Annotated in this window: 9 protein-coding genes; 7 read left to right on the forward strand and 2 right to left on the reverse strand. The window is 51.2% G+C overall.

The window, feature by feature from the left end:
* The first annotated feature begins 64 nt into the window (after positions 1–64).
* From WC903_08435 to WC903_08450, 4 genes are read left to right on the forward strand one after another with little or no spacing between them, the layout of a single operon-like run.
* A complete protein-coding gene (locus WC903_08435) occupies positions 65–1693 on the forward strand; it encodes an ATP-binding protein (GenBank protein ID MFA5893969.1) in 1629 nt (542 codons plus the stop codon).
* A complete protein-coding gene (recO, locus tag WC903_08440) occupies positions 1660–2166 on the forward strand; it encodes a DNA repair protein RecO (GenBank protein MFA5893970.1) in 507 nt (168 codons plus the stop codon). Before WC903_08435 ends, recO begins: the two co-directional genes overlap by 34 nt.
* Entirely contained in the window at positions 2160–3374 is a 1215-nt protein-coding gene (locus WC903_08445; GenBank protein ID MFA5893971.1) for an MFS transporter, read from the forward strand. Before recO ends, WC903_08445 begins: the two co-directional genes overlap by 7 nt.
* Positions 3374–4243 carry a radical SAM protein gene (locus WC903_08450; protein MFA5893972.1) on the forward strand — a complete coding sequence of 290 codons (870 nt, stop codon included), beginning with the start codon at positions 3374–3376 and terminating at the stop codon, positions 4241–4243. The genes WC903_08445 and WC903_08450 overlap by 1 nt, the downstream gene beginning before the upstream one ends.
* 64 nt (positions 4244–4307) lie before the next feature.
* Here WC903_08450 and WC903_08455 read toward each other — a convergent pair whose 3' ends face one another.
* Positions 4308–5783 (reverse strand): glycosyltransferase family 39 protein, encoded by a 1476-nt coding sequence (locus tag WC903_08455; GenBank protein MFA5893973.1) that lies wholly within the window; start codon positions 5781–5783, stop codon positions 4308–4310.
* Positions 5784–5963: 180 nt separating this feature from the next.
* Here WC903_08455 and WC903_08460 point away from each other — a divergent pair, with 180 nt between their 5' ends.
* Positions 5964–7127, forward strand: coding sequence for a glycosyltransferase family 4 protein (locus tag WC903_08460; GenBank protein MFA5893974.1), 1164 nt, complete (start codon positions 5964–5966; stop codon positions 7125–7127).
* A gap of 151 nt (positions 7128–7278) precedes the next feature.
* Positions 7279–8832, forward strand: coding sequence for a glycosyltransferase family 39 protein (locus WC903_08465; protein MFA5893975.1), 1554 nt, complete (start codon positions 7279–7281; stop codon positions 8830–8832).
* 32 nt (positions 8833–8864) lie between these two features.
* Here the strand turns inward: WC903_08465 and WC903_08470 are convergent, their stop codons facing one another.
* Positions 8865–10430 (reverse strand): tetratricopeptide repeat protein, encoded by a 1566-nt coding sequence (locus tag WC903_08470; protein MFA5893976.1) that lies wholly within the window; start codon positions 10428–10430, stop codon positions 8865–8867.
* 130 nt (positions 10431–10560) lie between these two features.
* On the opposite strand from WC903_08470, the gene WC903_08475 reads away from it, so the two are divergent.
* Positions 10561–12478: hypothetical protein (locus WC903_08475; GenBank protein ID MFA5893977.1), on the forward strand; the 1918-nt coding region annotated here is incomplete at its 3' end.

Raw genomic sequence — 12478 nt, forward strand, 5'->3', positions numbered from 1 at the left:
AATATTAGCATTTTTGAGGCGATCCGTCAAAAGAAGCCTTTTATCCATGCTACAATAATATGTAATGAGTCCGAACAACTTGGTCTTACTGATCAGTGCCCTGGTTTCTTTCTGTTTAGGTGGGTTCGTCTATGCCCAGGGGAGGGGGAAGATCCTAAATGTAACCTTAGCACTCCTTTCCCTGGCCACTTTTGGTTGGTGCTTTGGCCAGTTCATGGGGGAAGTGGTCAGCACGAAAGGGGCGGTCCTTTTTTGGACCAGGTTCAACCTGGCTGCGGCGGTTTTTATCCCGCTTTTCTACTTTCATTTTGTCTTGGCTTTGGTCGGGCGGCTGTCACGGGCCAAGCTCTTCCTGGCCCTGGCTTATCTCGCGGCCGGCGCTTTGCTGGTGCTCGTCCTGACCCCGTTATTTGTCGCCGATGTCGCCCCGTACCCCGGCTACCGCTTTTATCCTGTTCCTGGTCCGGCCTATTCTCTCTTTGCCCTCTACCTGGGCGTTCTTTTTCTGGCCGGCTTTGCCCAGCTTGTTGGCCAAGCCTGGCGCGGCGTCGGCGCGGAGCAGAACCAGGCATTTTACGTTCTACTCGCTTCGATCGTCGGTTTCCTTGGCGGGATGACCGCTTTTTTCCCGGTCTTTAACTTTGATTGGCCGGTCGTCAGCCATTACGCCATGCCGCTCTACCTGGGGCTGACCGTCTACGCGATCGTTAAACACCGCTTGCTGGCGATCGACGTAGTTTTCCGGACCGGCTTGGTCTATACCGTGCTGACGGTCTTTTTTGCCGGTTTCTACGCCCTCGGCATCTTGCTGGCCGGCCGGGCCTTCCAGGAGATAATCCATTTTAGCGGGCCGGTCGCGACGCTGGTCGTCGTCTTTATCTCCGTCATTGTTTTCCAGCCGCTCAAGGACCGGGTGCAGGCCTGGGTCGACCGGCTTTTTGCCCGCGGCAGTTATTATTACCAGCAACTGGTCAACGACCTCTCGGCCGAGAACATCAAGCTCTACCGCGGCCTGATCCAGGCGGACAAACTGGGGGCGATCGGGGTGATCGCCGCCGGAATGGCCCACGAGATAAAAAATCCTCTCGCCTCGATCAAGGGGCTGACCCAGGTCTTGCCGGAAAATCTAGATGATAAAGAGTTCATCGTTAAATATATCGAGATCGTCCCGCGCCAGCTTGACCGGATCAACCGGATCGTTGAGGACCTGCTTGCTTTCAGCCAGCCGAAGGAACTGGTGGTCCGGCCGGTCGATCCGGAAAAAGTCCTGACCGACGTCCTCCGGCTGGTTGAGGGGCAATGCCGCAAAGCGGGCATTACGGTCGTGACCGACTGCCGGCCGGTCCCGGCGCTCCAGGCCGACCCGGAGCGCCTGGACCAGGTCTTTATGAACATTATCCTGAACGCGATCCAGGCGATGCCGAACGGTGGGACCGTAAATGTCAAATGTCAAATGACAAATGACAAATGTTTGATCGAAATATCGGATTCCGGCCAGGGGATACCGGCGGAGAAGTTGCCAAACATCTTCGACCCGTTCTATACTACTAAAGAGCGGGGGAGCGGGTTGGGGTTGGCCGTCACTTACCGGATCGTCAAGGAACATGGCGGCGAGATCACGGCCGAAAGCCAGGCCGGAAAGGGAACAACCTTCAAGATATGGCTTCCTACAGCACCAAAGCGATCAGTTTAAAAACGGCGCCATTCGCGGAAGCGGACAAGATGGTGACGCTCTTTACTCGCGACTACGGCAAGCTCCGCGTCCTGGCCAAGAGCGCCCGGCGGGTCCCGTCGCGGCTGGGCGGCCGGGTGGAGCCGTTCACCTACGGCAGTTTTTTCCTTGCCAAGTGCCGCTCGCTTGACATCATCTCCGAGTGCGAGGTGCTGGACAGTTTTCAGTCGCTCCGGGAAAACTCGGAGGCCCTGCAGATCGGGCTCTACATTCTTAAGCTCATTGACCTCGGGACGGCGGAAGGACAGCATTATCCCGAGCTCTTCGATCTCCTGCTCAAAGCGCTGATCGTGCTCAAAGAGAAAAAGGACCCGCGCAAGATCAAGCTCCGTTTTGAAAAGGCGTTTCTTCGGCTGGAGGGGATCTACCGTGAGGGGACAGAACCGAAATATTGCTTGAGCGAGCATGTCGGAGTAGACTTAAGGCGATGGTAGAAATTAAAATTAAAAGGATCGGTTTCGGGGCGGTCTTCTCGAACTTCGGCTTTATGCTCCTCTGGCTGGGACAGCTGACCTCCCAGCTGGCCGACCGGATCTTTGTTTACGTCCTGATGATCCTGATCTACCAATCGACCCACTCCAACCTGGGCGTTGCTCTGCCACTGCTCGCCTTCGGTATCCCGTCGGTACTGATCTCTCCTTGGGCGGGGATAATCGTTGACCGGATTGATCGGAAGGGGATACTGGTCATTAGTGATATCGTTCGCGGCCTGCTTATTTTATTATTGATCCCGCTGATCGCCAAGTCGCTTCTCTGGATATTCCTGGTCAGCTTGCTGATCTACACGGCGGCGCAGTTCTTCGCCCCGGCGGAAAGTTCCTCTATCCCGGAACTGGTCGAGAAGCATAACCTGATCGTCGCTAATTCTCTTTTTATGATCACCTGGATGGCCTCTTCGGTCGTCGGTTTCGGTCTGGGGGCGCCGATCGTCAACCTCTTCTCCGAAAAGACCACCTTTGTTATTGCCGCGGTCCTCTACTTCTTCTCGGCGGCGGCGATCCTCCTGATCCCGCTCAAGCCGGTGACCCAGCCCAAGACCCGCCGCGAGATCTGGAACGACATCCTGATCGGCTTCAAGTTTATCCAGCGCAACGACGTCGTCAAATACTCTCTTTTAAAACTTTTCGTCGCCGCCTCGGCGATCGCTACCCTTTCGCTCCTGGCGATCTCTTACGCCAGCGATATCTTGAAGATCGGCGAGCGGAACTTCGGTTACCTGATCATTGCCGCCGGGGTGGGGATGGTTATTGGCATGTTCACCCTGGAACGGCTCCGCCATTATTTCAAGATGGGGACGATAGTCGTGGCGAGCTTTCTCGGTTCCGGGCTCCTCTTGATCTGGCTGGCCAATATCCGCAACATTCACCTGGCCATGTTCCTGATCATGCTCCTCGGGCTGGGCAATATTTACATCACCTCGAGCATCCAGACTATTTTGCAACACGCCATCCCGCGCCAGATCCGCGGGCGGGTCTTTGGGGTCCAGAACATGGTCGTCAATTCGGCTTTCACTCTGCCCGTTGTCCTCTTCGGCTTTATTGCCGATCTCTTTGGTATCCTGGCCGCGATCTCACTGCTTGGCGTGATCGTCCTGTTGATGGGCGTGGCCGGATTGTTCCTGCCGAAATTCAAGACCGTTTAATGGCAAAAACCGCTAACTATTACGTCACTTTCCGCAGTAACGATACCTGCGAGTTCCACACGATTTGGCAGGACGAAGAATTCCAAAAGATCGGGGAATCAGGTTATCAGGATGTTCTGAAGCAGTTAAAGCAGCAAGGGGTCAAGCGGCTCAACATTACCGGTGGCGAACCTCTCCTCCGGGACGGACTGCCCGACCTGTTAAAACAAGCCAAAGCTTCTGGTTTTGAAACCCAACTGTCAACCAACGGTATCCTCTACGCCGACCTGGCTGGGCACTTAACTGGTTTGGTCGACAGGCTGTACTTTGCGCTCGATTATCCCTTTGCTTCCGAACATGACCGGAGCCGCGGGGTGGAGTGTTTTAAGACAGCGCTCGCGGCGATCGAACAGGCGCGAACGCTTAATCAGCGACCGATCATCAAGTTTACTATGACTCGGGAGAGCGTCCGCTTCCTGCCGGAGATGGTCGATCTCGCGGCCAGGCTCCGCGTGCCGGTCTATCTTAGCCCGGTTTACGACCACTTTGGCTTGCAAGGTTTTGAGCCGAGCACCATCGACCACATACTTTATTATTCCCGCCGGCGCCACGTTCTGGTCAACCGGGCGGCGCTCGAATTCGTGAAAAGAGGAGGGAATAATCTGGTCTTGTCCCGCTGCCGGGCGCAAGAGACGACCGTGACTATTCTCCCCGACGGCCGCCAGGTCTTGCCCTGTTTCTTCAACCAGGCGGGGAGGCAGGGGCAGGCGGCGGCCTGCGCTTCTTGCCTGCGCTGGCCGTATATATTACCTTCGTTTACCAGAGGGATCGATAAATATTACTGGCTGAATCTTTATTCGGAAATGATCAACAGAAGGAAATTGGCCTGAAGGCCGTTCTGGCTCAACGTTCGATCTTTAAATGAGGCTTTAAAATTAAGCAATAAAGGCCAATTTATATAATTGGAATTAAGTAACGCATGACTTTTAGCCAGACCCTAAACGCGTCAATCTTGCCGTAAAAATACAGTTGCCAGGTCAAGGTATCCGCGCGCGGGATCAAACCGTAATACCATTGAACATAAAAAAGCAGATTAAAAATAATCAGAAGCCCAAATACGCCAAGGCTAATGAAAAATATTTTTTTGTACTTAAAAATTGTTTGGAGTAAATTTCCAAGCCCCCAGGCAAAGATAATAGAACAACTTAAAAACCGCCTCGCGCCGAAAGACCAGCCCGCGTTCCAGTCGCTCACGACACTATTGATATACAGTTCCGCCAAAAAGATCGCAATGAACGACCAGAATAAAAAGCGCGTTCTTTTGTTTTCCCGGTTAAAAAGAAACAAGCCGAGCAGCGAAAAAAACACAATTGGCGTGTAAGTTATTAAGCCATGATTGGTTGAAAACAAAAGAGGGAAAATTTGAGGTTTTCCCCATTGCATGAATCCGCTGCCCTGGGGTATAGTTAAAAAAGAACCATAGAGTATCTTCCAAGCGAGCATTTGCGGGATGAAGCAAATCGCCATTGTTAGGGACAAAAGTAAAGAGCCGGAAAAGAAAGAGAAGGCAAGCTTTTTATTCTGCCAGGCAAGAGAGAACGCTTCAGCCGCGATCGGGAAAAGAATAAAGAAAATATCCTGCGGGCGTATCAAAATAACCAGCCCGCCCCATAAGCCGAGAAAGAGCCAATCTTTATAATTTTTTATCTGCCAGGTTTTATACCAATAGTAAGTGAAGCCCGAAACCGCGAACACGGTCAAAATGTGAGACATGGTGGGCTCATTAAATTCATAAAAAATTAAAGCAGAGGCATAAAAGAGGATAAAAAATGCCATAAAACTTATCAGGGGAGTAAAGAAAAATCGCAGAAAACGGTAAATGAAAAGCAAACCAAACAGCCCGTAGCCCATGGAAGCAAACACTATGAAAAAATCGTAAACAAACGAAATTCCATCTGTCGGAACGGAAAATCCGAGCGTGTTTAACAATAGGGAAAGACCATGCCCGACCATAAAAGCCGGCGCCCAAAGAATTGCCGGGCCTACCGACCATAGGTTGCCGGTGAGTCCCTGGCTGGTTTTCGCGTTGGCCAGATCCGGCAGGTTGAAACGGCGGAAGTCATTTTCAAAATCAAGATTATGGTCAATAATGGCGCAACGGAGATAAGCGAAATAGCCGACGCAATCAGTCTCTGACATCATGAAATTCTGATAGCGCAAACGATACAGAACGTTGCCGGCTTCACTGAAGTAAACGCCGATGGGAGAAGGAACATTGGCAAGAGCTTTGAAGACGGGCGTCAATGATCCCAAAAAAATAAGTCCTATAATGACGGCAACCGCCAGACGATCATTAAACACAAATTTGAATTTAGATGCCTGAACGGTAGGATTTCGGCTGGATTTTTTATGAGGCTTATTCACTTTCACTTGGTTTAATTGTAACGGATTTCTTCTCTAACGACAAGCCGCTTTCCGGCAACTAGGCTATAATTCGAGCTCAAGCCAGAATACAATCAGTTTGACAATAAAAAATAGAAAGCGGATAATTGGCAAAGTAGTTTGGAAACCAGCGAATGAACTTCGCGGTTTCCGTAGGAGGAAATTGACATGAAGATCGTGATGTTGTCCCCGTATTTTTTTCCGCACACGGGTGGAACCGAAAAATATGTCCGTGACCTGTCGACGGCCCTGATCCAGGAAGGGCATGAGGTGACGGTCATCACCAATAACCTGCCGAAGAGCAAAAATGCCCCGGCCCACGAGACCCTGCCGGAAGGGATCAAAGTTATCCGTCTCGATGCGACCGATATGTTCAGTTATCTGCCGGTCAGCTTCGGCCAATTCAACCTCAAGATGCTGGATGGTTTTGACATCGTCCACGTCCACGTGCCGGCCTTCAGCTTCCTGCGGGCTGTGGCGGGGAAGATCAAACAGCCGCTGATCGTGACCTACCATTGCGACGTGACCGTCTCGGAGAAATATTTTGGCGTGCCGGTCCCGCAATGGCTTGTCCCGGTCTTCGAGGGGAGCAATAACGCTTACGCCCGGATGCTGCTGGGTAAAGCGGATGTTGTCTATAACACGACCAATACCTACGCCGAGACCTCGCCGGTCATGAAGCATGTCCCGCACCGGGTCTTCCCGATCGGCATCTTCTCGAAGAGCATCGATGACATTCAAAAGAAACTTAACTTGACCCCGGATAAGAAGAACCCGAAACAGATCCTCTTCCTTGGCCGCCTGGCGGGGAACAAGGGTTGCGATTATCTGGTCAAGGCGATGCCCCGGGTCCTCGAGAAGTTCCCCGAGACCAAGCTGGTCATCTGCGGCGACGGCGAGGAGAAGGCGCATATCCTCGACCTGGTGACCCAGTTCAACATCGGCCACGCCATCACTTTCCTCGGCACGGCGACCTTTGATAAACTGGTCGAGCTTTATTACACTTCGATCGCCTATATCTTCCCGTCGATCAACCGGCTGGAAGCCTTCGGGATCGTCCAGCTGGAAGCGATGGCCAACTACACGGCGGTCGTCGCCTCTGATATCCCCGGGCCGAACGCGGTCATGGAGGTTGGTAAGTCCGGTTTGTTAGTGCCGAAACAAGATCCGGAAGCGCTCGCCCAGGCGATCATCCAGGTCCTCTCCGACCCGGAAAAGGCCAAAGCGATGGGACGGCGGGGCCGCGAACTGGTCGAGACCAAGTATAATTGGCAGACGATCGTCAAACAGGTTGAAGGAGTTTATCAGGAAGTCCTGGCCAAGAAAAAATAACTCATCCCCCGGCCCCTTCTCTAGAGAAGGGGAGAAAAGGCTACGCTTCTGATACCCCTTTCTTATTAAGAGAGGGGTGCTTGGTTTAAGCTGAGCGGGGTGAGTTTTTTTCTTGATTTTCCCTTCATGAATGAGTTATGATTGATACATTGTGTTGAAAAGAAACTTCAATTATTGGATCGTTTTATCCCTTCTTGGTTTAAGCATTTTTTTTGTATTTCTGCACGGGAATAGTTTTAACGCCCCTTTTGAGCGTGATGAAGGGCATTACGCTTACGGGGCCTGGCTGATGACCAAGGGTATGACGCCCTACGTAGACACTTTTGAACAAAAACCCCCAATGATCTTTTATCCTTATCTTCTGTCAATAATGATCAGCCCTGACGACTTTTGGCCTCCACGATTGGTGGCGGCCATATCTTTGATCTTAACGCTTATTTTACTCGGACTTACTATTGGCCGCGAGTATGGCGGGAGAGCGGGGTGGATCACGGTTTGGTTGGCGCTGCCCATGATCATGTTCCCCATCCTCCGGCCATTTGCCGCCAATACCGAGAAATTTTTGATCCTTCCGCTGGTTGGTACTCTGGCGATCTATGTTTTTTTTAGGGATAAAAACACCGGACAACCGTGGTTCTGGGCCGGATTTTGCGGGATGATAGCTATTCTTTATAAGCAGATCGCTATTGTGCCGGTCCTTTTTATCTTCAGTGCCTGGTTTTTTGAAAACAGGAAAAGATCGACCGTCGGACTTCTTTTTGCTCTGGGCGGCTCGGCGGCCGCGTTCCTCCTGTTTACCGGTTATTTCCTTTGGCGCGGCGCGCTCCCGATGTTCTGGGAGCAACTTATCGTCTTCAATAGATATTACGCCTTGTCTTTTGGCGGGTGGAATCTTCCCCGGGCGGGCGAGTATTTCCATCAATATCTATCTTCCTGGCCGCTGGTCTTTTATCTGCTGGTCTGGTTTTTAGTGGACCGGCCCGGCCGCTGGTGGTTTTATCTTGGGTTGATGATCGTTACCTGGTTAACAATATTCAACGCGCCATACGACCATTACTTCATCATGCTGATGCCATTCTGGGCGATCGTGATCGCGGTCGCTCTGGACTCTCTGGCGGCAAAAACAACGGAAATGGCTAAAAAACCGGAGTGGGTTGGGGCGACGGCATTTGCCTTGGGTTTTTTGTTGATATTTTCGATGATCTGGCCGGTGCGGAACTATTATCGGCTGCCGGCGAACGACCTGGTTACGCAGTTGTACCATCCGCTCAATCCGTTCGTTGAAGCGCCAATTGTCGCGCGGCGCGTAGCCCAGCTTTCGCGGCCGGATGACCGGGTCTTTATTGCCGGCAGCGAGCCAGAGATCATGTATTACGCCAAGCGGTTTTCGTCCAGCAGGTTTGGCGGGATGTACGGCCTGATGATGGCGCATCCAAAAGCGTTGGCCTATCAAAAGGAACTGATCGGCTCTCTGGAAAAATATCCGCCCAAATTGATCGTCTTTGTCCGTTCGAATTTCAGCTGGCTTAGGGAAGAGAAGAGCCCTACTTTGATCTTAGACTATACTACAAAATTGTTAAGAGAGCATTATGAAGTGATCGGCGGCTATGTCCAACGTGATGAAGCCGCTTACTGGGAAGAACCGCTAAAGATCGAAAACGGAACTTCTTGCAGCTTGCTACTTTTCAGGAGGAAGGATAAATGAACTGATCCCGCCGCTTGCGGTGGGGAATCAGATCATTTCCGGTAGGGCTGCACTGCGCTCAAAATTTTGGGGCTAACCTGACCGCCTCTTTTAATAGCTTCGTCATAGTAATAAATGGCCTGTTTGTAGTTTTTTCTATCATAATAAATATTGCCAAGATTAATATAGGCAAAATTAGAAGCAGGATTGATTTTTATTTCTATTTCGAATTCCGCTTTGGCCTCTTTTAACCGGTTTTGTTCTTTATAAATACAGCCTAAATTATTATGAGCCAATCTCAGCCAATAGTTTAGTTCAATGGCTCTTTTGTATTCGATCTCGGCCTTGTCCGCCAGTCCGGCTCGCGCATAATGATTAGCCAGTTTCCAATGAGCGATCGTCATGTGCGGGGAGTTTCTGACGACATTTTCCCAAAAACCGGTCCCGTTCTTGAAAATAACGCTGTGGTTGAAAGCGATAAGGGAAAAAAACAAAATAAATTGAAGGCCTGCCAGGAAAGACCTCATATTTGTCAGGTCCAGGCGTTTTAGCAGGTCGGTCTCTAATAACACAATGCATAATCCGATCAGCGACAAATAGATCCTGTGTTCAATGAGAATTATGATCTCCCCGGACGGTCCTTTACAAATAAAGCTGGGCAGCAAAAACAACAAGAACCATAATATCCCAAAAGCAACGAAGTTGTTCCGCCTTTCTTTAGTAAAGATCAGGGCATTGAGGATGAAAAGGAAGGCCGCTATACCGCAATCAAAGGTCATGTCCCTTAAAAGCGGTATGGCAGACAGATTGAACGGGAAGAATATCTTGCCAAGGTAGGGGAGAACAGCGGGCAGGCTTAAGTATGATGACCTCACCACATCGGCCAGAGGTATGGCCGTTTTGACTGCCGCCAGTCTCAGGGAGAACCAAAAAGCAAAAACGACCAGCCAGCCGGATATCAAGCCAAGGTTATTGGCGGAGAAAAGTTTTCCTTTCATAATTAGATAGATATAAGCCAGGCATAACAGGGGCAACATCATGGCAGTTTCCTTGGTGAACAAGGCCAGAACAAAAAATAAGAAGTGGAGAAGGCAGGCGGACCACTTTTTGGTTTCCTTAAAATCCAGGAAGGAGATGAAAGCCAAAAGAGCAAAAACAGCCAGCAGAGAATCGTTCCTGCCCGGGACCCAGGCCACGGCCTGGGTGAGGGCCGGATGAACGGTAAAGATCAGGGAGAGGAATAATGAAAGAGCCCTTTTATACTTAAGCTTTTTCAAGAACACGAATAGGAGACAGGCGGCCAATAAATGCAGCAGGATGTTCGTCAGGTGAAACCTGAAAGGAGAAATGCCACCCAGCTGTGCGTCAAGCATAAAAGACAGGATTAGCATCGGCCGGTAATAATAATGCGGGGAATCAGGATCATTATGAAAAACATCTTCCCTGAAAACCTGGGTAATTTTCGAAAAACTGTGCAGCGTGGAATAGTTGTTCTGGATCAGCGCGTCATCATCAAAATTAGTAAAACCAAATAATAAGGTTTGAGCGTAAAGCAGGAAACCAATTCCGATGATCCACAGATAGGGGCGGGACCCTTTCAAAAATATGTCGTTTGACATGGATTTTAGCATTTTAATAGCAATTCTTGAATTTGTCAATTCTTCGTGCGTGGATTTTCCCTCTTGCATACTAATGTAACAACGAGCTATAATTCCCTCATGATTTAGAGCTGGAAAGGGGGGAAGTCCTTTGAGGATTTTTAGCAGGGTTTTGTCCGCTTTTTTTATTCTTCTCCTCGCCGGTATTGTCTGGAGCGCTGTCCCGACCAAAATTTCTTACGAAGGCCGCTTGACCGACGCGTCCGGCAACCCCGTCACAACCGAAAAAACGGTCAGTTTTAAGATCTATGACGCCGAAACAGCCGGTAATTTGATCTGGGGGGCGGAGAGTCAAACTGTTACGCCCGACAGCCAGGGAGTTTTCAGCGTTTTACTCGGCGCGACAGAGCCGATCACCGCCGCTGTTTTCAACGCTGCTACAAGATACCTTGAGATATCGGTCGGGGGAGAGACCATCAGTCCCCGCACGCCGATCGTTTCCGTCGGCTATGCTTTCAGGGCCGCGACCGCCGATAATATTGAGGACAGCGCGATCACCGACAGCAAGATAGCGGCCGGGACGATCACCAACGCTAAAGTCGCCTCCGGCCAATTTGTTAAAAGGATCATTGCCGGGTCGGGGATCGGGGTTTCAGGGGATGAGGGGAATGGGACAGGGCAGGTGACCTTGACGGCGGCCGGTACCGGCGGCGGCACGATTACGCAGGTTAATTCCGGCACAGGGCTGACCGGCGGCCCGATCACCACCACGGGGACACTCGCGATAGATACTTCTACGGTCATAACAACTTCGAATGCGCAAACTTTGTCCAATAAAACATTCACAGGAACAGCAACCATGGCGGCGGTGACAGCTACGGCGCTGGACATGGGAAATAATAAGATAACATCTCTGGCGACGCCGACCGCCGCGACCGACGCGGCCAATAAGGCCTATGTTGACTCATCAGCGCCGGGAACCGGAGCCAACGCCGCCCTCTCCAATCTTTCGTCGGTGGCGGTAAACACCTCCCTTCTGCCCGGAACCACCAACAGTATAGATTTGGGCAGTGCCGACAAGACCTGGCAAAGCGGTTATATTGGCACGAGCCTAGTATTTAAAGGGTTAACCAATAATACGACCATAACCCTGGATGAACCGTCGCAAGCGAGAAGCATCACGATCCCGAATAAAAACGGCAGGTTTGTTGTTGCCGCTGGCGGTCAGGTTAATGAAGAAGATATAAGCAACGGCGCAGTTTCCGCCGCCAAGACCAACATTACGGCGCTCGACTCCACGACCGGCAAGATCAAAGCTCTCGATGCAACGAACGTGGCGAATCTTGATGGGAGTAATATCACCAATATCGTGGCCACGATGGCGGCTTACGCGATCAACAGCGGCACGTTAAATAACCAGGACGCGAACTATTACACGAACGCGGACAACATCACTGCCGGGACGATCAACATCGCCCGGGTGCCGACCATTACCGCCGACAAATTGAACGTCGCGGCGATCGACTCAACGAGCGGTAAGATCAAAGCGCTCGATGCAACGAACGTGGCGAATCTTGACGGGAGTAATATCACCAATATCACCGCAACAACGGCAGCTTATGCGACCAACAGCGGCCAGCTCAACAGTCAGTCGGCGACTTATTACACGAACGCGGACAACATCACTGCCGGGACGATCAACATCGCCCGGGTGCCGACCATTACCGCCGACAAATTGAACGTCGCGGCGATCGACTCAACGAGCGGTAAGATCAAAGCGATCACTTTGGACAACGTGGCGAATCTTGACGGCAGTGCTTTGACCAATGTGCCTGCCACAGTGCAGGATGGTTCGATCACCGAGGCCAAAATTGCAAATTCAGCGATTACTTCTGCGAAGATCGCCGCTAATGCGGTTACATCAGGCATCCTGGCAGCTGGTGCAGTGACCTCGGCAGCTTTGGCGGATGGGGTAGTGACTTCGGCTAAGATCGTAGATGGAGCAATAACTTCAGCGAAGGCCGGGTTCAATTATGCGGCAGCAAGTGCGCCGGCGGGTGCCGCCAGTT

It is taken from the genome of Candidatus Margulisiibacteriota bacterium (assembly GCA_041658645.1).
Taxonomy (GTDB): domain Bacteria; phylum Margulisbacteria; class WOR-1; order O2-12-FULL-45-9; family XYB2-FULL-48-7; genus JBAZZV01.

Coding starts and splice junctions, on each gene's coding strand:
- WC903_08435 (MFA5893969.1), top strand. CDS start 65: ATGAGTCCGAACAACTTGGTCTTACTGATCAGTGCCCTGGTTTCTTTC.
- recO (MFA5893970.1), top strand. CDS start 1,660: ATGGCTTCCTACAGCACCAAAGCGATCAGTTTAAAAACGGCGCCATTC.
- WC903_08445 (MFA5893971.1), top strand. CDS start 2,160: ATGGTAGAAATTAAAATTAAAAGGATCGGTTTCGGGGCGGTCTTCTCG.
- WC903_08450 (MFA5893972.1), top strand. CDS start 3,374: ATGGCAAAAACCGCTAACTATTACGTCACTTTCCGCAGTAACGATACC.
- WC903_08460 (MFA5893974.1), top strand. CDS start 5,964: ATGAAGATCGTGATGTTGTCCCCGTATTTTTTTCCGCACACGGGTGGA.
- WC903_08470 (MFA5893976.1), bottom strand. CDS start 10,430: ATGTCAAACGACATATTTTTGAAAGGGTCCCGCCCCTATCTGTGGATC.